18 protein-coding genes and 1 pseudogene are annotated in these 23,899 nt (G+C 60.8%); 6 read left to right on the top strand and 13 right to left on the bottom strand.

What is annotated here, in order from left to right:
* Positions 1-173: 173 nt before the first annotated feature.
* Positions 174-719 (top strand): acyl-CoA thioesterase, encoded by a 546-nt coding sequence (locus K8B33_RS07590; RefSeq protein ID WP_223425219.1) that lies wholly within the window; start codon positions 174-176, stop codon positions 717-719.
* 131 nt (positions 720-850) lie between these two features.
* Here the strand turns inward: K8B33_RS07590 and K8B33_RS07585 are convergent, their stop codons facing one another.
* From K8B33_RS07585 to K8B33_RS07555, 7 genes are all read right to left on the bottom strand, one after another.
* On the bottom strand, positions 851-2,020 hold the full coding sequence (locus K8B33_RS07585) for a sensor histidine kinase (protein WP_223425217.1): 1,170 nt from the start codon (positions 2,018-2,020) through the stop codon (positions 851-853).
* Positions 2,017-4,083, bottom strand: a complete 2,067-nt coding sequence (locus K8B33_RS07580) for an ATP-binding protein (protein WP_223425215.1) — start codon at positions 4,081-4,083, stop codon at positions 2,017-2,019. The genes K8B33_RS07585 and K8B33_RS07580 overlap by 4 nt, the downstream gene beginning before the upstream one ends.
* A gap of 168 nt (positions 4,084-4,251) precedes the next feature.
* On the bottom strand, positions 4,252-5,598 hold the full coding sequence (locus K8B33_RS07575) for a hypothetical protein (RefSeq protein WP_223425213.1): 1,347 nt from the start codon (positions 5,596-5,598) through the stop codon (positions 4,252-4,254).
* A 117-nt stretch (positions 5,599-5,715) separates the two neighbouring features.
* A complete protein-coding gene (locus K8B33_RS07570) occupies positions 5,716-6,009 on the bottom strand; it encodes a hypothetical protein (RefSeq protein ID WP_223425211.1) in 294 nt (97 codons plus the stop codon).
* A 67-nt stretch (positions 6,010-6,076) separates the two neighbouring features.
* Positions 6,077-8,980 carry an RNA polymerase-associated protein RapA gene (gene rapA / locus K8B33_RS07565; RefSeq protein ID WP_223425208.1) on the bottom strand — a complete coding sequence of 968 codons (2,904 nt, stop codon included), beginning with the start codon at positions 8,978-8,980 and terminating at the stop codon, positions 6,077-6,079.
* 120 nt (positions 8,981-9,100) lie between these two features.
* On the bottom strand, positions 9,101-9,526 hold the full coding sequence (locus K8B33_RS07560; protein WP_223425206.1) for a HopJ type III effector protein: 426 nt from the start codon (positions 9,524-9,526) through the stop codon (positions 9,101-9,103).
* 2 nt (positions 9,527-9,528) lie between these two features.
* Positions 9,529-9,921: a hypothetical protein gene (locus K8B33_RS07555; RefSeq protein ID WP_223425204.1), complete on the bottom strand. Its 393-nt coding sequence runs from the start codon at positions 9,919-9,921 to the stop codon at positions 9,529-9,531.
* An 18-nt stretch (positions 9,922-9,939) separates the two neighbouring features.
* On the opposite strand from K8B33_RS07555, the gene K8B33_RS07550 reads away from it, so the two are divergent.
* The gene (locus K8B33_RS07550) at positions 9,940-10,302 is read left to right on the top strand and encodes a GIY-YIG nuclease family protein (RefSeq protein ID WP_223425202.1); all 363 of its coding nucleotides are present in this window, start codon (positions 9,940-9,942) and stop codon (positions 10,300-10,302) included.
* A gap of 77 nt (positions 10,303-10,379) precedes the next feature.
* On the opposite strand, the gene cspE is transcribed toward K8B33_RS07550, so the two are convergent.
* Positions 10,380-10,583, bottom strand: coding sequence for a transcription antiterminator/RNA stability regulator CspE (cspE, locus tag K8B33_RS07545; protein WP_223425199.1), 204 nt, complete (start codon positions 10,581-10,583; stop codon positions 10,380-10,382).
* A 332-nt stretch (positions 10,584-10,915) separates the two neighbouring features.
* On the opposite strand from cspE, the gene K8B33_RS07540 reads away from it, so the two are divergent.
* Positions 10,916-12,346: an NfeD family protein gene (locus K8B33_RS07540; protein ID WP_223425197.1), complete on the top strand. Its 1,431-nt coding sequence runs from the start codon at positions 10,916-10,918 to the stop codon at positions 12,344-12,346.
* Between the two features lie 14 nt (positions 12,347-12,360).
* On the top strand, positions 12,361-13,104 hold the full coding sequence (locus K8B33_RS07535; RefSeq protein WP_223425195.1) for a slipin family protein: 744 nt from the start codon (positions 12,361-12,363) through the stop codon (positions 13,102-13,104).
* Positions 13,105-13,141: 37 nt separating this feature from the next.
* Here the strand turns inward: K8B33_RS07535 and K8B33_RS07530 are convergent, their stop codons facing one another.
* The gene (locus K8B33_RS07530; RefSeq protein WP_223425193.1) at positions 13,142-14,518 is read right to left on the bottom strand and encodes a WS/DGAT/MGAT family O-acyltransferase; all 1,377 of its coding nucleotides are present in this window, start codon (positions 14,516-14,518) and stop codon (positions 13,142-13,144) included.
* Between the two features lie 42 nt (positions 14,519-14,560).
* Positions 14,561-15,367, bottom strand: a complete 807-nt coding sequence (locus tag K8B33_RS07525; protein ID WP_223425190.1) for an SDR family NAD(P)-dependent oxidoreductase — start codon at positions 15,365-15,367, stop codon at positions 14,561-14,563.
* Between the two features lie 252 nt (positions 15,368-15,619).
* On the opposite strand from K8B33_RS07525, the gene K8B33_RS07520 reads away from it, so the two are divergent.
* Entirely contained in the window at positions 15,620-18,001 is a 2,382-nt protein-coding gene (locus K8B33_RS07520) for a hybrid sensor histidine kinase/response regulator (RefSeq protein WP_223425187.1), read from the top strand.
* A gap of 24 nt (positions 18,002-18,025) precedes the next feature.
* Here the strand turns inward: K8B33_RS07520 and K8B33_RS07515 are convergent, their stop codons facing one another.
* A complete protein-coding gene (locus K8B33_RS07515) occupies positions 18,026-19,843 on the bottom strand; it encodes an acyl-CoA dehydrogenase C-terminal domain-containing protein (RefSeq protein WP_223425185.1) in 1,818 nt (605 codons plus the stop codon).
* A 204-nt stretch (positions 19,844-20,047) separates the two neighbouring features.
* Here K8B33_RS07515 and K8B33_RS16100 point away from each other — a divergent pair.
* Positions 20,048-21,105 (top strand): annotated as a pseudogene (locus K8B33_RS16100) (linear amide C-N hydrolase).
* Positions 21,106-21,117: 12 nt separating this feature from the next.
* On the opposite strand, the gene K8B33_RS07505 reads toward K8B33_RS16100, so the two are convergent.
* Both K8B33_RS07505 and K8B33_RS07500 read right to left on the bottom strand, forming a co-directional pair.
* Positions 21,118-22,821, bottom strand: a complete 1,704-nt coding sequence (locus K8B33_RS07505) for a potassium/proton antiporter (RefSeq protein WP_223425183.1) — start codon at positions 22,819-22,821, stop codon at positions 21,118-21,120.
* Positions 22,822-22,905: 84 nt separating this feature from the next.
* Positions 22,906-23,808 (bottom strand): LysR family transcriptional regulator, encoded by a 903-nt coding sequence (locus K8B33_RS07500; RefSeq protein ID WP_223425181.1) that lies wholly within the window; start codon positions 23,806-23,808, stop codon positions 22,906-22,908.
* Positions 23,809-23,899: the final 91 nt, after the last annotated feature.

The raw sequence follows: 23,899 nt of genomic DNA, 5'->3' as shown, positions 1-23,899 counted from the left end.
CTGGCGGCTGAAAACTCATGCCATAGAATGATGGCACTTTGCCATCATTGCCAATATTTTTCGGTTCGTGGCGATTCATTGGCATCAGATGTGCCTGCTTGGACTAACGTTAATGACGGAATTTTCCACATCCGGAATCTTCCGTCATTAATCAATCCAACAGGAGATTCATCATGAACCATCATGTCGCTATTCCTGCCTCATCCTGGCAGCCCGGTACGCGAGAAGATTCGCTGGAGAACTGGCGGGCATTACCCTTCGAGGAAGCGGAAAATACGTATACGCATACGCTGGAAACCTGGCTCAAGGATTCCAATGCGTACGCCAATACCTACTTTTCACGTTACTTTGAATGGCAGGGTATGTGTCGGGAGTCCTGGTTTTTCAAATGCATTTCTGCGGATATGCTGCAGGACCAGGGCGTGTTCATTACCAAGCTGGCACACAACGATTATGTCAATGAAACCTTTCCGTTCCAGAAAATCCGTTGTGAGATGAACGCAGCCTGCGTAAAGCAGGCATCGTTCTATCTGGTGTTTCGTTTTTACAACGCCGAAACGGGTGATCTGGTCTCCGGCGGGTATCAGCAGATCGTGTTCGCCAATCACCAGCGTCGTATCAGCCGGTTGCCGGCATCGATACTGGAAAAAATCCGTGCCTATGAAGTGCCCACCGGCGCTTCTGTAGAACCGGTTCGCGTGATGGAGGCAGCGCGATAAGACCGTGCATCAATGACGACGCGTATCAGCAGGAAAGTCGTCAATAAGTAAGGGTCGTACTTGTCCAGGGAAAGGATTGGTCCGTCCGGGCGTGGGGGCGCTCAGGACAACGGGCGCTCCCGCGTTTTACGTCATTGATCATCAGCCTGGCACACCGGCCAGCGTAGACGAAAGGCCGTATAATGGCCGTGACGTGAACGACATCGAATTTCACCGCCCATCGCGAGCATCGCTCTGCGGCAGAACACCAGGCCGACGCCGGTGCCGACAGCGCGAGTGGTAAAAAAATCATCAAAAATACGTGGCAGGGTTTCGAGTGCAATGCCCGAGCCGCTATCACTGATGGTCAATGCAGCACCGGTGCGGGTTTGCAAGATGTGAATATGAATGCGCCCTTTTCCGGCAGCCTGTATGGCCTGGCAGGCATTCTTGATCAGATTGTAGAGCACAAAGGTCAGCAGCACATCAGAGCCATAGAAGCGTGCGTCGCCATGACGGCAGAAGGTGACCCGCTCGGCCAGGCCAAGGGGGAATGGAAAGTGCGCCAGCGCTTCATCCACGCATTCACGTGCACTGTGTATCGCAAAGGTTGCGGTATCGAACTTCTCCGCGTTCGCTGACGCCAGCAGCATATCAATTACCAGATTCGAGTGATCGACCTCCTGCTGAATGACATCCAGACTGCTTCGCAAGGCATCAAGACGGCGCGCCCGTGGCAAGGGCCCGGACAGGTGCCCACTGCGCAGCGCATCCTGGTACAGCCCCATGAGCGTGGGCCAATGCTCGGCAATGGCTTCTGCGCGCATGCGGATCGAGGCGAGCGGTGTGCGCATCTCGTGGGCAATGCTGGAGGCCAGCGTCATCAGAGTGCTGCGCTTGCCTTCCAGTAAAGTGAGTTCCTGCTGGCGGCTGACAAATGCGCGCAGCGCCTCGTCCAGGCGTTGACGTAAATCCTCGAGTTGCCAGGGTTTGAGAATATAGCCCGCGATGCCGCCATCGTTCACCGCCGCCATGGCTTGCGACAAATGTGCATGGGAGGTTGTCAGCAGGCGCACGGTTTGCGGCGCTTTTTGTCGGGCCCAGGCAAGCACGTCTACGCCGGTGCCGTCCGGTAGATAGTGGTCTGCCAGCAGCACACCAATGCCATGTTCCGGTTCTTGCAGCAGTGCGATGGCCTCCTCAACGGAGCTTGCCGTCATGAGGTCAAATTCGTCATAAGTATGACGAAACAGACGCCGAATGGCGGGTTCATCTTCGACCAGCAGGATGCGGCCTCGCGGGCCGGGCGTTACATGATTCATCCGGCCTCCGATTGCCGTAATGAAGCCAGAGACGGGAAACGGATCTCGACCCGGGTGCCTGTTTCGGCGGGGCTGTCCAGTCGCACCTGGCCAAGATGTTCGGCGGCAACGCGGCGAATCACTTTCAGGCCCAGGCCGCTCCCCCCGGCTTTCGTCGACGCCAGCGGCGCGGTTTGTTCACGCAGCTGTGCCGGTGACATGCCCGCGCCGGTGTCGGCTACGGTCAGGCTCACGGCCCTGCCGCCGTTGAGGCTGCGCGTTGTCACCGTAATCAGATTGGGCTTTTCCGGTACGCTTGCTTCGGCCGCATTCTTCAGCAGGTTGATGCAGAGAATCAGCAGATCATCGGCATCGCCCAGCAACATGGGCTGAGCCGGATCCAGCGCCAGGGAGATCTGGGCCTGACGTGGCGGAAACAGGCGCAGTGCCGTTTGCACTACGGCGTTGAGCGGCACCGGTTTCTCATCGCGCGCGCGATCATCCTGCAAGACACGCAGCATCTGTTCGAGCAACCCGAGCAAACGGTGGCATTGCGTCATGACTTCTTCGCGGAGAATGCCCTCACCCATATCCGATTGCGCATACATGTGCATGATGCTGACCGGTGCTTTCAGTTCATGCTGATACTCGTTCATCAGCGTCATCAGGGATGCGGTCTTGCCCGCGCGTGCAAGACCGGCGCTGACGCGAGCGTAGGCGTGCACCTTGTCGAGCGCCAGCGCCAGTTGTCCTGGCAGCAATTCCAGCAGATTCAGATCTTCGTGGGTGTAGTGTACAAAACCGGCCTGTTTGCCCAGCAGCAGAACAGCCAGGGGCTCACCTTCCAGGCGCACCACGATGGCACACATCGCATCATGCTGTCGCAGTATCGTGCGCGACGCGGCGCTCAGCTCGCGATAATGCCCGATCGGCTGATCAGCGGTCACTTCCTGGAACAACGTGTGGTCTTGTTGCAGCGCGGGTGTTTCCTCCAGCGCGCAGGCGCGCGTGTCCCACAGGAAAAAGCCGGCACGGCCCAGTTCGGTATGGCCCCCGGCGATGCCTTCGCGCACCAGTAGTCGGACGGGTGATATATGCGCTTGTTCCGCCATCACCCGCTCCAGCGTCTCTGCCAGTTGCGAGAGCGTGATATGTCGGCTGAGTCCTTCGGTCAGTGCCTGCACGACATCGCTGTAGCGGTAGCGCTGACGGCTGCCTTGCAGCAGTCGGTCCGGCAAACCCTGCAGCGCGCGCCGCAAGGGTGCGTAGCTTTCGGAGACCAGGATCAGCCACAACACGCCGATAATGGCATCCGCTGCGAAGGGGGCGCCGGGGAACTGCGCGTGTAGCAGGATCAGGCTGCCCAGATACAACAGCGCAAACAGTGACAGGGTCATCAACCGTGCCAACCCCTGACTGACCACAACGGAGACGTCCATCAATTGATGGCGCACTGTCGCCAGCGTCAGTATTCCGAGACTGATGAAGATCAGAAATACGCCGGGCGGATAGAATTCCATGCCGTAGTTGCACAGATAATCCACCGCCGCAAAAAGATAGATCAGCAGGCTGGCGACGCAATAGCGCAAGCGTATGCGTTGGCGCGGCGCGGCGTCTGCCTGGGCGCGCCAGGTAATGTACAGACCGCGCAGTACCACGACGCAGGTTTGCAGCACATGCAACGGATGCAAGAGACCTGCTTTCGGGTAGGGGCCAAAGAAATAATCGTACGTGCCGGACACGATCCAGGGTGTGGTGAACAGCAGCAGCGCCAGCACAGCGGCAACCGCATAGGACAGATAGACCAGGCGGTATTCCTGCTCACGACCGGTAATCGAAACCAGAAAATGATAAAGGCTGGTGGGCAGAAACAGGATCATCAGATAGCCGACATGGGCGAGGCGCAGTGCGATATCAGGATCTGTCACCTGAAACAGCACCGCCCAGGTGGCTTGCCACATGAAGGTGGTAAAGCAGAGGACAAAAAAGCTGCGCGTTACCGGTGTGCTGCCTCGTTGTTTCAACACATAGAGGCCGTAACCGAGAAACAGCACCGCAATGATGGCCGGAAAAAACGAATACACGATCCAGTGACTCCCCGGAGCATTAATGCCGGCGTTGAGGATAGACGTTTCATTCGCTGAAAAACACAGGCTGGAGTAGTGGCAGAATGCCATGTCACTGTGAAATAACGTTATTTTTATAGCGAAGCGGCCGCGCAGGCGGCCGCTTCACGGGTGCTTTCAGGCAGGTCAGTCGTGGTCGAGGGGAATTGGCTCCGGGTTGCGGTCCCAGCCCACCAATAGCAGCGTCGCGGCAATACCCACCAGCAAGCCGATCCAGGGTTCGAAGAATGCCAGCGCTGCACCGATCAGCACCACGGTGCCCCGGGAAATATTTTCTGTGGGAATCGACATGGCGATATAGGCGCAGGCGAAACCGGTAAGCACCAGCGTCAGGGCGAGGGCAACCGGCAGCAGTGGTTGCAGCGCGGTGAGCAGTGGTAGCGTGAAGAAAATGAACGGGATGCCCATGAGATAGTAGGAGTGCAGACCGCTGTGCAAACTGTTCATGGATTTCGGCCCCAGCTTCCAGCGCTGCACGATGATCACATGAACCCCGGTCCAGACAGACCCCTGGGTCGGAAAGAACGGCGCCACGACGCCCATGATCCCGTTGCGGATAGCCAGTGACAGGTGAGAGCGGCCCGGGTTGATGTCGATCTTTTCATCCTTGCGGAACTTGAGGCCGTCACGCAGCACTTCGTTGCCGGTCACCAGATCACCAAACAGTATGATGTAGGCAATCAGCGCCAGCGGTATCCCCTGGATGAACATCTGCGCATCAGGCCAGCCGATGCTGAAGGGCGATACCAGCGCAAAGGTTTCCATGACCGGCGGGATCATGAAACCCCAGCGAATGTCATAGGTGACTTCACCAAAAAACGGGCCAATCAATCCCGCTGCAATAAACCCGGGCAGCAAGCCCAGCGCACCAAGCATGAAGAAGAAGCGATTGCGTGCCTTGAGCTTCTGCATGGGCAGCGAAAATGTGAAGATCAGGCAGACGGCGCACGCCACGCTGATGGCCACGGGCTGGGCGAGAAAGCTGGCAATATCATCGACAAATACCCGCTTCAGTGCGGCCAGTGCCGCGCCGAGAATAATGCCGGCCTTGAGCGTGTTCGGCAGCCAGACGATCAATTGTCGGCCCAACCCGGTAATACCCAGCAAAAAAACCAGCAAGGCGAAATTCAACGATAGCGCGGTCATCGCCTGGAATCGCGCCACCGGTTCGTCGAACCCCGCCACGTAAGCCAGCACCAGCGCCAACGCTGGCGTGATCCAGCCTGCGGCGTAGGGCTCGCCAAATACGATGACGGCGGAGGCGATCAGCACGGTATGGATGAAGGACAGCGCGATGGCCTGCTCGAACGTCAGCCCGAACAGCGCCGTCATGACCGGCACCAGCGCCAGGCCGGTCGCCGCCGCGACGAAGATGCCCTGGAGGAATTCAGGCCAGTACAGCTTGGTGTGGTAGAACGGGAGGCGGAAGGTGAAAGGGCCCCAGCGCCAGCCGGGCAATTCCTGGTGTGACATCAGCAGTTCCTCGTTGTCGTGCGCATTTTGTCGTTATGGTGGCCCTGACAGTGGCACATCCGGACAAGGCTTACATGAATGCAGATGCTACGGTTGAGTCTGATGGTCTTACCGGGCTCAGCGCAGGCGCAGCCAGCGTAGCCAGGGCAGGCGCGCCTGCCGACGGCTGCGTGAGCGATCGAATTCCGCCTCGCCGAGGGCTTTCTGCAATTGTCCGGGGGTGGGGGCAAAGCCGTGCTTCAGGCGCCAGGTGCGTTCGGCTTCGCGGATCAGCCGGGCACACAGAAAGTCATAGGGGTTCATGGCGTCATAGCTGTAGGGCTGGCGCTCCCAGTCAGCATCGGCGCCGGCGGCGTCCAGCTCGCGCTTGAACCAGTTGATCAGCGTGATTTCGCTATAGGGGTTATCCATCATCCCATCATAGCGCGGATCAGCGTCAGTGGCCGGTGACGGCGATCACTGACGCCCGCTGTGCGCGCTACTCGCCGGCCACGATGATCCGGACAGCGGCCAGCTGGCAGCTGGCCTCGTCCAGATGACGCTCAAGCTGCCGGGTCTGCTCGTCGATAAAGTCGATTTCCTCCGGCCGGATGGCGGGGTTTTTCTCCCGCAGCCGGGCCAGCCGATTGCGGGCATGGGCCTGTTCGCGCTGCATGGCCGCCCGGGCCTCGGCAATCACTGTTTCGGCCTGCGCATTGACGCGGGTCTGTTCTGCGGCCAGCAGCTTTTCCAGCAGTGGCTGCTGGCTGTCGACGATCTTGCGCGCCAGCGGCTTGTCGAGCTTGTGGCATTGCTTGCTCAGCCCCTCGTGGCTGATGGCCTGGCTCAGATCCCGGCCCTGGGCGTCGATCAGTGTGCGCAGCACCGTGGTGGGCAGGAACCGGTTGACCTGCAAGGCGCGCGGGGCGACGCAGCTTATGGTGTACACGGCTTCCACCAACAGTGTGCCGGGCTTCACCTTGCGGTTGCGCAGCAGTGTTACGCAGGCTTTGCCGCGATCCTCCGCCAGCACCATGTCGATGGCACCGGTGACCATGGGGTGCTCCCAGGTCAGGAACTGGATGTCATCCCGGGCCAGCGCGGTACGCCGATGACTGGTGACGGTGACACCTTCCTCCGGCAACTGCGGGAAGGGGCCCTCCATATGGGCGCCGGGTTTGAGAATCAGCGCCTCGGCAGAGTGCTCTTCCACCTCGACACCGAAACGTTCAAAGGTGGCTTCCATAAAGTCTGTCGGCGGGGCGTCGTCCGCCGCGTTCAGGGCGGCGATCAGCTTCTCGGCCCGGACCGGGTCGTGGGAGCCCAGCTCCAGCAGCCGATCACGGCCGGCCTCCATGCGGGCATGCAGCTCGGCGGTGACGGCCTGGGTCTGGGCGATCAGGGCATCCACCCGGGCGTCATCGCCGGGGTGGTCGAGCGCCTGTTCCAGTGCGTCGCGGGTCCGGGCCAGAATCTGGGGCCCGGCAGCGTTGGTGTGAGTGAATGCTTGCATACCCTCATCGTACCAACGGAACAGCACTTCCTGTGCGTGCCCGGCGAAATAGGGCACATGAATGCGGATCTCTTCCTGCTGGCCAATGCGATCCAGACGGCCGATGCGCTGCTCCAGCAGATCCGGGTTGCGCGGCAGATCCAGCAGGACCAGATGGTGGGCAAACTGGAAATTGCGCCCCTCACTGCCGATCTCCGAACAGATCAGCGCCTGGGCGCCGTCTTCCTCGTCGGCAAAATAGGCGGCCGCCCGGTCGCGGCTGATCAGGTCCATGTCTTCATGGAAGACCGCCACATTCATGCCCAGCTTGTAGCCACACCAGGCGTGCAGGTCGATGGCGGTTTCCCGCCGTGCGCAGATCACCAGCACTTTCTGGTCCCGGTTCTGGCGCAGGAAATCGGCCAGCCAGACGACGCGGCTGTCTTCAGAGCACCAGCTGTCATCGGCGTAGCCGCTTTCCGGGTGCAGCAGTTGATCCGGGTCGTTGGGGTCCGCCGGGGCATCCCGAGGGCCGTACTGATCCGGCCACATCATCGGTTCGCCATAAACGTGCCGTGCCGGGAAGCCGCTGACATGCTTGCGGGTATTGCGAAATACCGCGCGCCCGGTGCCGCTGCGATCCAGCAGTTCCCGCAGGATCTCGTCCCGGGCGCTCTCGGTGATGGCCATTTCCGGCAAATGGGCGGCGGCCTGTGCCTTGAGTGCGTCATCCCAGACCGCCTCGTCGTGCAGCCGTGCCGCCAGGGTGGCCACGGATTGGTAGGCATCCTGCTCGGCCAGGAAATCCGGCAATGAATGAAAACGATCCGGGTCCAGCAGGCGCAAGCGGGCGAAATGGCTCTCGATACCCAGCTGTTCCGGGGTGGCGGTCAGCAGCAGCAAGCCGCGGGCGGCGGCGGCCAGTTGTTCCACCCGCTGGTAGGCTTCACTGGCTCCGGTCTCGGACCAGGTCAGATGGTGGGCTTCGTCCACCACCAGCAGGTCCCAGTCCGCGTCGGCGAGCTGCGCCATGTCGCAATGTTCCAGAAACTCCGTGCTGCAGAGAATCAGCTGCTCGCTCATGAACGGGTTGCCGGAGGCCGGTGCGGGCTCGGTGTCGCTGCTGTCGCCCTCCTCCTCACCGGCAATGATGTTGGCCAGCATGTCGCGAATGCTGGTTTCCGGTTGCAGGGCAAGCAGGCGTTCACGGTCGAAGATGCTGAAATGCAGGTTGAAGCGCCGCACCATCTCCACAAACCACTGGTGAACCAGGGGCGCAGGCACCACGACCAGGACGCGTCTGGCCCGGTGGGTGTGCAACTGCTGGTGGATGATGAGGCCCGCTTCAATGGTCTTGCCCAGGCCCACTTCGTCGGCCAGCAGAACGCGGGGCGCATAACGCTGCGCGACGTCGTCAGCGATGGCCAGCTGGTGGCCGATCAGGTCGATTCTCGGGCCGCGCAGGCCCTGTACCGGTGACTGTTCGGAGCGCGCCAGCGCGTTGAGTGCGGCCACGCGCATGGTGAACCAGCCCTTGCTGTCGAGCTGTTTGGAGAACAGCCGGTCGGTCACCGCGCTCAGTTCCACCAGGTAGCCCAACTGGCTCTCCGGGACGGTGCGCAGATCCTGCCCGGAGGAGGCCTGCTCCGGGGCGGCACGATAGATCATCAGCTGATCCACCTCTTCCACGGCCTCAACGATCAGGGTGTCGCCCTCGTTGGTCTGGATGGTGTCGCCGGGGCCGAATGTCATGCGCGAGAGGGGCGCGTTGTTCTTGGCGTAGGTACGCTCTTCTTCACAGGCGGGGTAGAAGACCGTCACCAGACGGTAGTCGAGATTGACGACGATACCGAGTCCCAGCTCGGTTTCGGTTTCGCTGAGCCAGCGCTGGCCTATGGCAAATTCGGTCATGGAGTCGGATTGTGTCCCGTCGGTGGCCGCCGGTGCTGTGTGCCGGCGGTCTGGGTGCGGTGATGGTGCCCGAAGCGAGCAGCTTCGGGCCTGATGTGGCTGGCATTATACGTGTTTCGGTCAGGTCTCTGAACCGCTGCGTCCACGGGGGCGCAAGGGCTCGCCGTGAAAGTGAACACCAGACCACCCATGGCGCATGAATGCACGGAGGTTGGGGTGGCTGGTGCCTTCGTAATCGCTGACGATGTCATCGCGATAGTAATGGCCAAAACAGGCCAGTGTGCGCGACGGGCGCAGCTGGTGAATTCTGGCAAAGGCAAAGATACGGCAGGCGATCTCGTTCTTGCCTGCCGGGTTATCCATCAGGTCATCCCAGGCGCCGATGCTGAAGCGGGTGGGGGTATAGACGTAGTGCTCGTCGATAATGGCGAGCACGTGATCGACCTCGACCTTGAACGGGTTGTGCTCCAGCAGCGCCAGCAGCGCTGCCTCGGAGGTCATCGTGGTCTCGGTGCCTGTTTCTGTGCCGGTGCTGGTCTCGGACATGGTCAGTTCGCGCGCTCTGATGCGTCGGGCTGCCGGGTGGGCAGCAGCGGATTGCAGTTGCGGATAACCACGCGGCCTTCCAGCAGGTTGCCGCGGGCATACTCGCTGAAAATACAGGTGTTGGTGTCCGGGTCGTAGTTCTGGATCCACAGGTTGTCTTCTTTCCAGGTGGCGCCCATATGCACCTGCCCGGCAGGCACGCTGATGCTCATGCTGCCGCCCCAGCGCTTGACGAACATCTGCTCCAGATAGAAGTAGTACAGCAGCGTGCCGCTGATCAGTACGATGGCACTGACAATGACGGCGGGCTTCCAGCGGTTGAGTCGCGCGCCAAGGCCGAACAGAATAAGGAACAACAGTGCGATCAGCACAAACCAGTACAGGTACGAAATCATGTCAGCAGTCCCTCAGGCATGATGGAGCAACGAGTCACTGCCATGCCGAAAGATGATGCAGCAGACAGCGCGGCGATTGCCGTGAGCATAACAGAGGCACCCGGTGGTAACACGGGTGACACAGCGCTCTGGTATGTCTATATGGTGCGGTGCGCGGACGGCACCTATTACACGGGCATTACCACAGACCCGGCGCGGCGCATCGACGAGCACAACGGCGCAGGGCCCAGTGCGCAACGTGGCGCCCGGTATACACGTGCCAGACGGCCGGTCGAGCTGGTCTACACCGAGCAGGCGGCGTCCCGCAGCGAGGCCGCCCGACGGGAGTGGGCCGTCAAGCGTCTCAGCAGGCCGCAGAAGAGCGCGCTGCGTAACCATTGACCCGGCAATCGCAACAAAAAAGCCCCACCCGAAGGGTGAGGCTTTTCGTCATTCTGCCATGTTAACAGCGGCCCTGTTCAGCCGGGGTTTACGTTGGCAGCTTGAGGGCCTTTGGGGCCCTGTTGAATTTCGTAGGAGACCTTCTGACCTTCAGCGAGGGTCTTGAAGCCGGAACCCTGAATCGCACTGAAGTGAACAAATACGTCTGCACCGCCGTCGTCCTGAGTAATGAAACCAAAACCTTTGGACTCGTTGAACCATTTCACTGTGCCGGTAGCCATTGAATCTATACCTCAGAAAAACAAATAATTTCGTGTGTTGCATACAGCATTTTACTGCCTGAATGCTGCAGCTGATTTAACCTTACCCCCTTTTCTGGGCCCTCGCCACTTTTTTTGCAGGCACTTGTCAAGCCCTCATATGCGTCTGGCTTGAGTTTGTTTTGTTTCCTCTATACCTTTGTTGAACAAGGAAAAAATCCGGGGCGCCCGCCTGGCGCCCGGCATGCGATGTCGTTGACGAGCGGCTCATGGGGCAGGATGGATCATGGCCGATATTGCGAAGGTGTCGTGAGGGCGTCGCGAGGGCAATGCCCATTACAGAGGTATCCATAATGCGTTTCAGGCAGCAGATGTTTTCCTGGCAGCGGCGGTTCCGTGCTGCCGCAGTGGTGTGTCTCGGATTGGGAATACTGCTCAGCCTCGGGTCGCTGGCGCAGGACAGCCGCCGGGCGGCGGTGGTGCTGGATATCAATGGTCCGATCGGTCCGGCAACCAGCGACTACGTCCTGCGCGGCATGCAGCAAGCCCGGGACGCTGGCGCGGAAGTCATCGTCCTGCGCATGGACACGCCGGGCGGCCTCGACAGCGCCATGCGACAGATGATCAAGGAAATTCTGGCGTCACCGATTCCGGTTGTCGGTTACGTCGGCCCCTCCGGTTCCCGCGCAGCGAGTGCGGGCACTTACCTGCTTTACGCCAGCCATGTTGCCGCGATGGCGCCTTCCACCAATCTTGGCTCTGCGACCCCGGTACAGATGGGGGGCATGCCCGGTGCGCCGGAGGAGCCGCAGCAACCGGCGCCGAAAGAGGATGAGGCCAGTGGCGCAGAGGGCGACGGCGAGGTAGCGACCAAACGTCGCGGCGGTACGGCCATGGAGCGCAAGGTACTGGAAGATGCTGTGGCCTATATAAGAGGGCTGGCAGAACTGCGCGGGCGTAATGCGGACTGGGCCGAGGAAGCCGTGCGCGAAGCCGTCAACCTCACCGCCAGCGATGCGCTCGAACAGAATGTCATCAATATCGTTGCGGAAAACATTGATGACCTGCTGGCGCAGATAGATGGCATGGAAGTGCGCATGGAACGCGGTACTTACACACTGGCTACTGCTGATCTGCAAATCATCGAGATGGAGCCGGACTGGCGTAATAATTTTCTGGCCGTGATCACCAATCCGAACATCGCATACTTTCTGATGCTGGTCGGCTTCTACGGCATCATCTTCGAGCTCTCGAGCCCGGGCAATATCTATCCCGGTGTGATCGGTGCCATCTGTCTGATCCTGGCGTTGTATGCCTTCCAGGTGTTGCCCATCAACTATGCCGGGCTGGCTTTGATTATTCTGGGGTTGGCATTCATGGTGGGGGAGGCCTTCATGCCAAGTTTCGGCATACTCGGACTGGGGGGGATCATCGCCTTCGTGTTCGGGTCCATCATCCTGATGGATGATGCCAACCTGCATATTTCGATTCCGCTGATTGGCGGCACGGCATTGGTGTCGGCCGGGTTGATGACCTGGGGCATCACGCGCATGGTACGGTTACGACGTACGCCAGCGATCACCGGCGTAGAGGGTCTGATCGGTGCTGAAGCGGTGGCTCTGAATGACTTTCAGGCCGGTGAAGGCCGAGTAAGAGTGTTCGGGGAGTCCTGGCGCGCGAGCGCGGCGGTGGAAGTGCGCCGCGGTCAGAAGCTGCGGGTGACTGCCGTCAAGGGGTTGAGTGTGGATGTTGAACCTGCCGGGGATTTCCCCCCGGCATCATAGCAAGGAGATAGTTCATGATTGCTTATCTGACACCGGTGCTGCTTGTTCTGGGCCTGGTCGCAATGTCGGTGCGTATTCTGCCGGAGTATCAGCGCGGCGTGGTCTTCTTTCTGGGGCGTTTCCAGGCGGTGAAAGGCCCAGGTCTGATTATCGTCATCCCCGGCGTTCAGCAGATGGTGCGGGTGGACCTGCGTATCATCACGCTGGATGTGCCCAGCCAGGATGTTATTTCCCGCGATAACGTAACGGTGCGTGTGAATGCCGTGTTGTATTTCCGGGTTGTGGATCCCAACAAGGCCATCATCCAGGTCGAGGATTATTACTCAGCGACCAGTCAGCTCGCGCAAACCACACTGCGGTCTGTGCTGGGCAAACACGACCTGGACGAGATGCTCTCTGAGCGCGACAAGCTCAATGAAGATATCCAGTCGATCATCGACTCCCAGACCGACAGCTGGGGCATCAAGGTGACCAACGTGGAAATCAAGCACGTTGATCTGAACGAAAACATGATTCGCGCCATTGCCCGCCAGGCGGAAGCCGAACGGGAGCGTCGTGCGAAAGTGATTCATGCGGAAGGTGAGCAGCAGGCGGCGGAAAAGCTGGTGGAAGCGGCGCAGATCATGACGCAGGATCCCGGCGCCATGCAGTTGCGTTACCTGCAGACCATGAGCGACATGTCGCAGAAGAACTCTTCGACTATCTTCTTCCCGCTGCCGTTTGACGTCATGGAAGTGTTCAAGAAGATGAATAAGTAAGACCGTAAAGCAAAATGAAATAAGCCCCGAAAGGGGCTTATTTTATGCCTGCCGCAACTTCCAGTTCCCGGATACCGTGTTCCAGATAATCCAGCAGACGCTGCATGGACGGCAAGGTCCGGCGGCAGCCGATGATGCCGAACTCAAGCTGGTCCACATAACTGGTCAGCGTGATATTCAGCGCGATCTGGTTGAGCGCGATGGAGACCGGGTACATACCTTCCAGTTTTGCACCATTCCAGTACAGCGGCTCTTTCGGGCCGGGTACGTTGGAAATGATCACATTGAATGCCCGCCACTCCGGCGCCAGGCCGGTAATCAGGTTGAGCCCGGTGGGCGCCATCATCAGCGCGGTGAGGTTGAGAATTTCTTCGGGCGTCATCTGTTTGTAGCGCTGCTTGGCTTCTTCGACTGAGGCCTTGATGACACGCAGACGGTTGGCCGGGTCGGCAATATGCGTACCCAGGTTTGCCAGAATGGTCGCGATCTGGTTGCCGCCCGCGCTGTCGTCCGTGCGCAGGCTCATCGGCACCATGGCGATCAGTGGCTTGTCCGGCAAGGCGTTCTGGCTGATCAGGTAATCCCGCAGCGCGCTGCCGCAAACCGCCAGCACAATATCGTTCATGGTGCAGTTGAATGCCTTGCTGATGGCCTTGAAGCGGCTGGTGCTGTAGGACTGCGCCGCAAACCGTCGGCTGCCGGTAATGCGTTGATTGATGATGCTCTGCGGTGCCTGGAAGATGGACACATGGTCCGGGTCCTTGCTGGCCTTCTGGGTGATCTGATAGACCTCCCGCGCCAGCGCCGGCACGGTTGCGATCTGCTTGCTGAGCCCGGCGGTCAATCGCGCCAGGCCACTCACGGCGGCCACCGGGTTGGCGGTGAGTTGCATGCGTTCACGCCGTTTCGGTGTACTGGCCCAGACCGGTGACAGGTCGCGTTCATTCGGGTCCGTCGACAGGGCGCGCATGCCCATGCGCATCGCAGAAATACCGTCTACCACTGAGTGGTGCACCTTGGTATACAGCGCAAAGCGGCGACCACGAATGCCTTCGATCAGATGTGATTCCCACAGGGGGCGCTCCCGATCCAGCAGGTTGGAATGCTCTGCGGATACCAGCGACAGCAGTTCCCGGATACGACCGGGCTTGGGCAGCGCTTCATGGCGGAAATGATGATCAATGTCGAACTGCTTGTCCTCGACCCAGAAGGCCTGGCCGAAGCGGGTCTGCAGGCGCTGGTTGAAGGGCGCCACCGGGCAGCAGTAGTCGCGCATGGATTGCGCCAGTTCGCTGACATACTTCGGGCCGGCGTCGTCGGGAAAGCTGAACAGTTGAAGACCAGCGACGTGCATGGGCTGCTGGCGTCGTTCCAGCCACAGAAAAAGCTGGTCCACCGGACTCAAGGGCTTCATCAGAGATCCTTCTTCCTTTATGTGTGTATCGTGTGTTGCGCGCTATTTACCTTGCCAGTGTTTCATGGATGTGGATATGCCGGTGCGTTTTGCGACTTCGTCCCACACGCGCCCCGGCAACACCCCTTTGAGCAGATCAATATTCTTCACCATACGCGGTTCGGCGACCATGGCTTCTTTGTCACGAATGCCGCGCATGATGGACTTGACGACTTTCTCCGGCCGCAGCATGGGCGAGAGCAGTGGGCTGCGCACGCCATCGAACATGCCGGTATTGATGTAGCTGGGGCAAACCGTGGTCACGGCGACATTGTTGATGCCCCGTTCACGCAGCTCCAGCCGCAGGGATTCGGAGAAACCCAGCACCGCCCATTTGCTGGCGGCGTAGGTACTGCCCCAGGGCAGGCCGATGTAGGCACTGGCGCTGGCGATGTTGACCAGATGCCCCTGGTCGGCTTCGCGCAGATCGTCCAGGAACGCGTGGCTCATGGCGATCAGGCCAAGGGTGTTGATTTGCAGTGTGTTCAGGTGTTCCGCCAGGCTGACGCGCTCGAACTCACCGCCAAACACCACGCCGGCGTTGTTGATCAGCACATCGATCGGGCCCACTTGCGCGTGGACCTCATCCCTGAATGCCGGAATGCGCTCGAGATCACTCACGTCCAGTAGCATGGCATGGCCGCGGCCGCCGGCGGCCTGCACCCGTTTGCAGACGTCTTCGGCGGGCTTGCGGCGTCTGGCCGTCACGATCACTTCTGCACCCTGGCGGGCAAACTGCTCCGCCATGAGCGCGCCGAGGCCCGTGCCGGCGCCGGTGATGAGGATGCGTTTTCCCTGAAAGTAAGGCATGAAGATTCCTTTGGGTCAGATTGCCAAGACTAAACAAATATCGGCGGCGGCGCATCAGCTGCGGGCACTCGTTTGTCGCTCATTTGTTTATCCGCGATCAGGCTTGCCCGTGAGTCAGCATGTGTAAACACAAGGGCGTTCCCTGCTGTGCCCTGATTGGGATAAAGTGGTCTTGAAACAGGATCGTCTTCACCCGGGGAATGGCGCCGCCACATGGCTGCCAGCAGAAAAAACGGGGGGCGGGATACAGGGATGAATACAATCGGGCGTGTCGGCAGGCTGGCCTGCCGGACACTGCTGGTCATGGTCACGGTCCTTGTTATGGGCCACGCGCTGCCGTCCCACGCCGGCACCCCCCTGCTGTTGTCTGCGCCCGTTGAGCATACCCGTCTGGCACCGCACCTGAGTTACTGGTGCGATGGTGACGCGCAAAGCGCTCTGGCACAGGCTCGCACGGCAACCTTCACGCCACTGCAATCCCGGCAGGTCACCTTCGGCTATCGCGCTGATGCATGCTGGTTTCGTGCCAGCCTGGTGAACACCGAGAGTGATGCGCTGCGCGTCTGGCTGCTGGTGGATTACGCCCTGCTGGACGAGCTGGATATCTTCCTGCTGGATGACAGGGGCGCGCTGTTGCCCGATCAGCAGTGGCTGTTGGGGGATAGCCGGCCATTTGCCGAGCGGCCGATTCCGGCACGGTTTTTCGTCGTGCCACTGGCATTGCCCGCCGACGCCGCTGCGCAGCTTTATGTCCGGGTGCGGACGCACAGCTCCATGACGGTGCCGCTGGTGGTCAGCGGGCACGCTGCTTTCATGGTGCGGTATCTGAAGAACGACTGGCTCCAGGGGTTGTTCTACGGCATCGGATTCGGCTTGCTCATCTATCATCTGGTGCTCTGGCTTGGTGCACGGGAGAAGGTCAACCGTTTCTATGTGGCCCATGTGGGCTTCGCCATGGTGTATGTGGCCTGCCTGCAGGGTGTGGTGGTGCGTCTGTGGCCGGGGAACGAGGCCTGGCTGGATAACCTGCCTTTTGTTGCCGCGTATCTGGCTCTGTTGACCGGGATGTTGTTCGCCCGCGACTTCCTTGAGACCCGTGAGTTGCCGAGGCTGGACAGGCCGCTGCGCTGGATGAGCTGGGCGCTGCTGGGGGTCACCCTGGCCCAGCTGGCGCTGCCTGCCGGCAGCATCAACCATCTGCAGGGCGCGTTTGCTATCGCGACCTTCGCGGTGCTGATTCCGGTCGGTATCATTTGCCTGGCGATGCGGCGGCCCCAGGCCTGGATATTCGTCATTGCCTGGAGCTCCTTTCTGGTCATGGTGCTGGCACTGGCGCTCAACACCTATGGGTTGCTGGGCAATTTCCCGGTATTGCTCAATGTCCATGGCCTGCAGATGGCGCTGGTGTTGCAGCAGGTTCTGTTGTCGCTGGGGCTGGCTACCCGTCTCAATACGCTCAAGCGAGAAAGTCTGGTGCGCGCCCGTGAAAGTGCCCATGCGCAGGCGGACAGCGCGGCGAAGAGTGACTTTCTTGCCCGCATGAGCCATGAAATACGCACCCCGATGAATGCGGTGCTGGGCATCACCGAACTGATGCGGGACACCACCCTGGATCAGACCCAGCGCAACTATATGGACACCCTGTATGCCGCCGGGGAGAGCCTGCTGACGATCATCAACGACGTGCTGGATTACTCGAAGATTGCCGCAGGCAAGCTGGAACTGGAGCGGGAAGATTTCAACTTGCCCGCCTTGCTGGAAGATAGCCTGACCATCTTCCAGGGGGTCGCTGAACAGCAGGGCCTGACCTTGCGCAGTGACTGGCCCGATGACATACCGCAATGGGTGCGTGGTGATGGTCCGCGTCTGCGCCAGGTGTTGCTTAACCTGATCAGTAATGCCATCAAGTTTACTCCGAGGGGCACTGTGACGCTCAGCGCGCGCAGCCAGCGCATTGGTGACTGGTTGTGGTTGCAGTGTGTGGTGGCGGATGAAGGGATCGGCATGACACCGGCGCAGGTGGAGCAGCTGTTTGAACCCTTCCAACAGGCGGACAGCTCCACCACCCGTCGCTACGGCGGCACCGGTCTGGGGTTGGCCATATCCCGGCAGTTGATTGAGCTGATGGGCGGTCACATCGACGTTGAAAGCGAACCGGAAAAGGGCTCCCGGTTCAGTTTCCGGGTGCGATTGATGCCCGGCCAGGTGCCGCTGCGTACGGCGGAGATCGGGCACGAAAGCTGGTTCCCGGACCTGTCGGTGCTGCTGGTGGAAGACAATGCCGTCAACCAGATGGTGGTCAAGGCATTGCTGAACAAACTGGAGGTGCGCGTCAGCATTGCCTCAGGCGGGGAAGAGGCGCTGCGCCGCCTGCAGGGCGGTGAGCGCTTTGATCTGGTGCTGATGGATTGCGAGATGCCGGATCTGGATGGCTATGAGACAACCCGGCGCATTCGTCGCTGGGAAGAGGAGCTGGCTTACCCGCGCATGCCGATTATTGCACTGACGGCCCATGCCCTGGGGGAGCATCGGCGTCGCTGCCTGGCGGCGGGAATGGATGATCATCTGTCCAAGCCGTTGACGCTGAAACAGATGATCATCGCGTTGCGGCGCTGGGCGCCGCGTCACCACTGACTCGCCGAGAGACCGGCGTGGCGCTTACTCGTAGTCGAACGAGAAGTGCTCGGCCTTCAGCTGCATCATGCTCTTGGTCGGCTTGAGCATGGCTTCCGCGTGACCCTTGGCCTGGGGCAGCAGATGGTCGAAGTAGAACTCCGCCGTGGCCAGTTTGGCCTCGTAGAATTCCTTCGGTTGCTCACCGTCGCCCTTGTTCAGCTTTTCCTGCGCCTTGGCCGCCATGACCGCCCAGAAGTACGCCATCATGGCGTAGCCGGAATACATCAGGAAGTCATTGCTGGCGGTGCTGACCACGTCGCGGTCTTTTGATGCGGTGAGCATCACGCGCGTGGTGAGGTAGTTCCACTGGGCTGCGATTTTCAGCAGTTTCCAGGCAAACGGGCGCAAGGTGTTGTTGGTCATGTTGCGGGTGCCGAAATCCACCAGCTTCTGGCTGAACTCGCGCACACACTTGCCGCGGGTCATCAGCAGTACTTTGCGGCCCAGCAGATCCAGTGCCTGAATGCCGGTGGTGCCTTCGTACAGGGTGCTGATGCGCGCGTCGCGGGCAATCTGCTCCATGCCGTGCTCACGGATATAACCGTGGCCACCGAAAACCTGCATGCCCAGGTTGGCGCAATCCAGACCTTTTTCGGTCAGGAAGCCTTTCAGGATCGGGGTCAGGAAGCCGAGCTGGCCGTCCCAGTATTCCTGCTTCTGCTTGTCGCCTTCCAGAATGCCGCTGATCATCTTGTCAGCATACTGGCCGGTGAAGTACAGCATGGCGCGACCGCCTTCCGCGATGGCCTTCTGGGTCAGCAGCATGCGGCGCACATCACCGTGGTGAATGATGGCATCCGCACTGTGTTCGGGATCTTTCTTGCCGGACAGGGCGCGCATGGAACGGCGTTCCTTGGCGTAGGGCAGTGCGCCCTGCAGGGACCGCTCGGCGTGGCAGATGCCCTGCATGGCGGTGCCGACCCGGGCAGAGTTCATGAAGGTGAACATGCACTCCAGGCCTTCGTTCTCCGGGCCCAGCAGGAAGCCGGTGGCACCGTCGAAGTTCATCACGCAGGTGGCGGAGGCCTTGATGCCCATTTTCTTTTCCAGCGCGCCGGCGGTGACACCGTTGCTCTCGCCGATCTTGCCGGGCAGATACTTGGGCACGATAAACAGGGAAATGCCCTTGGTGCCCGGAGGTGCGTCCGGCAGGCGTGCCAGCACGATGTGCACGATGTTTTCGGTCAGGTCATGGTCACCGGACGAAATGAAGATCTTGGTGCCGGTAATCTTGTAGCTGCCGTCTGCCTGGGGCTCGGCCTTGCTCTTCATCTGGCCCAGATCCGTGCCGCACTGGGGCTCGGTCAGGCACATGGTGCCCGCCCAGACGCCTTCCGTCAGCGGCGTCAGGTAGGCCTGCTTCTGCTCTTCGGTGCCGTGCAGCATGATGGTGTTCATGGCGCCCAGGGACAGGCCCGGGTACATGGCAAAGGACCAGTTGGCCGTGCCCATCATTTCCTGCTTGAGCATGCCCAGCGACATGGGCAGGCCCTGACCGCCGTATTCCACCGGATGGGAGAGACCCTGCCAGCCGCCCGCCATGTATTCGGCATAGGCTTCCTTGTAGCCTGCGGGCGTGGAGACCTGCCCGTCCGCCAGCTTGCAGCCTTCCTCATCGCCGGACTGATACAACGGCGCAATGGTGTTTTCACACAGGCGCGCGCACTCGCTCAGAATCGCGTCCACCATATCCGGGGTCGCTTCGCCGCCGTTGGGCAGGCTCTGGTAGTGGCTGTTGTAATCAAATACTTCGTTGAGCAGGAAGCGCATATCGCGCATCGGCACCTTGAACTGGGGCATGTCGGCCTCTCTCTGATCCGGGGCCGCGACGATGCGCGGCGCTGAATATGACGAAACGGGGCGCAGTTATAACGAAAGTCGCGCCAAACACGGTTGACCGCAGATTCCCGGAGGACTGTCTCCGGGGGCAGTCCTGCTTCACAGTGCCTTCCCGCCATGCTTCTATGATAAGTGATAAATCCAAGCACACAGCGGAGATGTGAGATGAAGCGATACGGACATCTGGCCCTGGTTTGCCTGATTGCACTGGCGAGTGGATTGAGTGCCCTGCACGCGCAGGCGTGCACTCGCGTGGTGTATCTCGGCCCGGAGGGACGCATCCTCACGGCCCGTTCCATGGACTGGAAAACGGACATCGGTACCAATCTCTGGGTGCTGCCCCGTGGCGTGGCACGCAATGGCCAGGCGGGTGAAACATCGTTGGCCTGGGAGGCAACGTACGGCAGCGTTGTGGCCACCGCCTACGACATCGCCTCCAGCGACGGGGTCAACGAAGCGGGCCTGATGGCCAATTTGCTGTGGTTGCCGGAGTCCGAATACCCCACGCTCGATGGCGAAACCCCGGCGCTGGCGATCTCGCTCTGGGCCCAGTTCATGCTCGACAATTTTGCCACGGTCTCGGAGGCCGTGACCTATGTGCGCGAGCAGCCGTTTCTGGTGATCACCGACAAGATGCCCGGCGAAGAGCGGCTGGCGGCGTTGCATCTGTCCCTGTCTGACGCGCTGGGCGACAGCGCCATCATGGAATATGTCGGCGGCGAGCTGATCATTCATCACAGCCCGGATTACCAGGTCATGACCAATCAGCCCACCTTCGAGCGGCAACTGGTGCTGGCGGAATACTGGGACGAGATCGGTGGCACCACCATGTTGCCGGGCACCAACCGGCCGGCAGATCGTTTCGTGCGCGCCATTTCTATATCAATGCCATTCCGAAGGTTGAAGATGCCGAACTGGCGGTGGCCAGTGTGTTCAGCGTGATTCGCAACGCGTCGGTGCCGCTGGGTATTTCCACCCCGGACAGCCCGCACATCTCCTCGACCCGCTGGCGTACCGTGATGGACCACAAGGCGCGTCGTTACTACTTCGAATCAGCAATGATGCCGAACACCTTCTGGGTGGATCTGCGCAAACTGAACTTTGCCCCTCGTGCTGGCGCACGGGTGCTGACGCTCGGCCCGGATCAGCGTGAAATGTATGCGGGAGATGTGTCCGGGAAGTTTCGTCGCAGCGCGCCGTTCGCGTTTCTCGGACTGCAATAAGCGCGTAGCCGGTCAGATCTTCGGCAGGCGGATGCCCACCTGATGAACCTGGCCGCGCTCCAGCGAGCGTACCCGCAGACGAATGCCGCCGAGTTCGATGGTGTCGCCGACCACCGGCGTGCCCTTGTGGCGCTGGTGGAACAGCTCTTCCAGCGTCATGCCCATCAACGCCGGTGACAGATCGGTCAGGCCATAACTCATGGCCACATCGCTGACGCGGGCCGAAGCACGCACCGTAAAGTCGCCATAAAAGCGACGCAGGGTCGCCGTGGTGGCCAGGAACCACTCGCCCAGTTGTTCCTGTTCTGCGTGGCTGGTCAGCCAGGTCAGCAAGTCATTGGCTTCCAGTACCGGGTTGTCCGCCAGGTTCAGCGCCACGCCGCCGCGCACCAGCGCGACCGGCTGTACACCCGGAGAGGCCACCTGGTCCATGGTTTTGCCCTCCGCACGGGAACCGCCCTGAATCCGGAACTGCACCAGAAACTGGTCCTCGGCGCCTTCCAGTGCGACGGCGGCCAGCGGACTGGCAGCGGGTGGCAGGGCGACGCGCATGCGCCGGGCCATCAGGCCGATGGACGTACCTTGCAAGAGCAGCGAGGTGAGCACCACCACAAAGGTGATATCGAACAGCAGCCGGTTCTCCGGCACGCCCGCCAGCAGCGGAAACACCGCCAGCACAATGGGCACGGCGCCGCGCAGCCCGGTCCAGGCAATGAAGGTCTTCTCCCGGTTGCTGAAGGCAAACGGCAGCAGCGACATCCAGACCGCCACCGGACGGGCGATAAACGTCAGAAACAGTGCGATCAGCAAGCCCGGTACGAGTGAGGTGATCAAGCCTGTCGGCGTGACCAGCAGCCCCAGCAGCAGGAACATGCCGGATTGCGCCAGCCAGGCCATGGAGTCCATGGAGCGCAGCACGTTGTCGCTGGTGCCGGCGCGACGGTTGCCGGCAATCAGACCGACCAGATAGACCGCCAGGAAGCCGGAACCGCCGACCATATTGGTCAGGCTGAAAATCGCCGCGCCGCCGGTACACAGCAGCAAGGCATGCAGCCCTTCGTTGCTGCGCACCCGCAGCAGCAGCTCTGCCAGCCCGGCGCCCAGCGCGACACCGAGCAGTGCCCCGAGCCCGAATTGCTGAACCAGCACGACCAGGGTTTCCAGCCCCCACTTCGCATCCGGCAGGGTCAGCAGATCGATCAGCAGCACCGTGATGAAAATGGCCATCGGGTCGTTCAGGCCAGATTCGATTTCCAGCGTGCTTTCCACCCGCTCGTTGAGTCGCAGCCCGGCGCCCTTGATGACATTGAATACCGCCGCCGCGTCGGTGGAGCCGATGATCCCGCCGAGCAGCAGGCCCAGGCGCCAGTCGATACCCAGCAGCCAGGTCGCGAAAGCACCCACCGACATGGCGGTCAGCAAGACCCCGAGCGTGGCAAGGGTGAGGGCAGGTTTGAGCCCGGCCCGGAAAGTGCTCAGCCGGGTGCGCAGGCCGCCATCCAGCAGAATGATCGCCAGCGCCAGATTACTGACCAGAAAACCCAGTTCGAAATCCTGGAACTGGATGCCGCCGATCCCGTCCTCGCCGGCCAGCATGCCCACCACCAGAAACACCAGCAGCGACGGCACGCCCACCCGCGTGGAGAGGGTGCCGAGCAGCAGCCCGATAAAGAGCAGGGCCGCGCCAACAAAAAGTGCCAGATGCAGGCTTTGCACGAATGAGTTGTCCTGCTGGTGGATGGCGCCCCGCCTGTCGCATCAAGGGCAGCGGAGGGTATCAACACGCAGTATAACGCAGATCTAGCGCGAAAAAGCCCGGGTGATGGATTGCCGCATCCAGATATGCGCGGGGTCCCGCTCCAGTGTGGCGGGCCAGATCAGGCACACCGGCACCGCCGGCAGTGCCGTCGGAAACGGCAGCACCTGTATCGGCCAGGTCCCGGAAAAAAGGCGTGCGATGCTGGCGGGTACGGTTGCGATAAGGTTGCTGGCAGCACAGACACTGATCTGGCTGACAAACTGACTGACCTGAACAGCGATCTGCCGTTGCCAACCGGGCTGATTCAGAATCATGTCCAGCGGCAGTCGGCGCCCGCGTTCCTGCAAGACCACATGGCGCTCCTCGAGAAACTGCGCCACGTTGATGTGGCCATCCAGACGGGGGTGTCCCCTGCGCGCTATCACCACGACTTCCTCCTCGCCGATGACCGCATGGTGCAAGCGGGGGTCATCCGGCGGGAAACTGTCGATGGCAACATCGGCCTGCGCGTGCGCCAGGCGTTCATGCCAGCCGTCGGACACCGGCTGCATCGAGAAGCAGGTGTGCGGAGCTTCCTGTGCGGCCAGGTCCAGCAGACGGGGCAGGTGAACCTGCTCGATATAGTCCGTGCCGATAATGACGAATCGCCGCTCGCTGCTGGCGGCGTCAAACCGCCGACTCTCCTCAAAGGCCTCCCGGACGGCCTCCACCCCCGGTTGCAACTGCTGCCACAGGGCGATGGCCCGCGGCGTGGGCTTCAGGCCCTGGCGCGTGCGCACGAACAGCTCCTCCCCCACCGTGTCGCGCAATCGCTGGACGGCCGCACTGAAAGCGGGCTGGCTCATGCCCAGTTGTTCGGCGGCGCGGCTGAGCTGGCCAGCCTGCATCAGCGCCTCGAACACCGGCAGCAGGTTTAGGTCGATACTGCGTAAATTCAGCTTCATGGATATTTTATATCATGATTATCGACTTCATGGATGTATGCAATCTGGCCAATACTCGGGGTGTGTGATGACTGATGCACAGTGATAACAA

The sequence above is a fragment of the Alcanivorax limicola genome (assembly GCF_019931215.1).
GTDB lineage: Bacteria > Pseudomonadota > Gammaproteobacteria > Pseudomonadales > Alcanivoracaceae > Isoalcanivorax > Isoalcanivorax limicola.
Note: the sequence above shows the minus strand (reverse complement) of the source record. Positions and strands in the feature narration are given on the sequence as shown.

Coding starts and splice junctions, on each gene's coding strand:
- K8B33_RS07590 (WP_223425219.1), top strand. CDS start 174: ATGAACCATCATGTCGCTATTCCTGCCTCATCCTGGCAGCCCGGTACG.
- K8B33_RS07585 (WP_223425217.1), bottom strand. CDS start 2,020: ATGAATCATGTAACGCCCGGCCCGCGAGGCCGCATCCTGCTGGTCGAA.
- K8B33_RS07575 (WP_223425213.1), bottom strand. CDS start 5,598: ATGTCACACCAGGAATTGCCCGGCTGGCGCTGGGGCCCTTTCACCTTC.
- K8B33_RS07570 (WP_223425211.1), bottom strand. CDS start 6,009: ATGGATAACCCCTATAGCGAAATCACGCTGATCAACTGGTTCAAGCGC.
- rapA (WP_223425208.1), bottom strand. CDS start 8,980: ATGACCGAATTTGCCATAGGCCAGCGCTGGCTCAGCGAAACCGAAACC.
- K8B33_RS07560 (WP_223425206.1), bottom strand. CDS start 9,526: ATGTCCGAGACCAGCACCGGCACAGAAACAGGCACCGAGACCACGATG.
- K8B33_RS07555 (WP_223425204.1), bottom strand. CDS start 9,921: ATGATTTCGTACCTGTACTGGTTTGTGCTGATCGCACTGTTGTTCCTT.
- K8B33_RS07550 (WP_223425202.1), top strand. CDS start 9,940: ATGATGGAGCAACGAGTCACTGCCATGCCGAAAGATGATGCAGCAGAC.
- cspE (WP_223425199.1), bottom strand. CDS start 10,583: ATGGCTACCGGCACAGTGAAATGGTTCAACGAGTCCAAAGGTTTTGGT.
- K8B33_RS07540 (WP_223425197.1), top strand. CDS start 10,916: ATGCGTTTCAGGCAGCAGATGTTTTCCTGGCAGCGGCGGTTCCGTGCT.
- K8B33_RS07535 (WP_223425195.1), top strand. CDS start 12,361: ATGATTGCTTATCTGACACCGGTGCTGCTTGTTCTGGGCCTGGTCGCA.
- K8B33_RS07530 (WP_223425193.1), bottom strand. CDS start 14,518: ATGAAGCCCTTGAGTCCGGTGGACCAGCTTTTTCTGTGGCTGGAACGA.
- K8B33_RS07525 (WP_223425190.1), bottom strand. CDS start 15,367: ATGCCTTACTTTCAGGGAAAACGCATCCTCATCACCGGCGCCGGCACG.
- K8B33_RS07520 (WP_223425187.1), top strand. CDS start 15,620: ATGAATACAATCGGGCGTGTCGGCAGGCTGGCCTGCCGGACACTGCTG.
- K8B33_RS07515 (WP_223425185.1), bottom strand. CDS start 19,843: ATGCCCCAGTTCAAGGTGCCGATGCGCGATATGCGCTTCCTGCTCAAC.
- K8B33_RS07500 (WP_223425181.1), bottom strand. CDS start 23,808: ATGAAGCTGAATTTACGCAGTATCGACCTAAACCTGCTGCCGGTGTTC.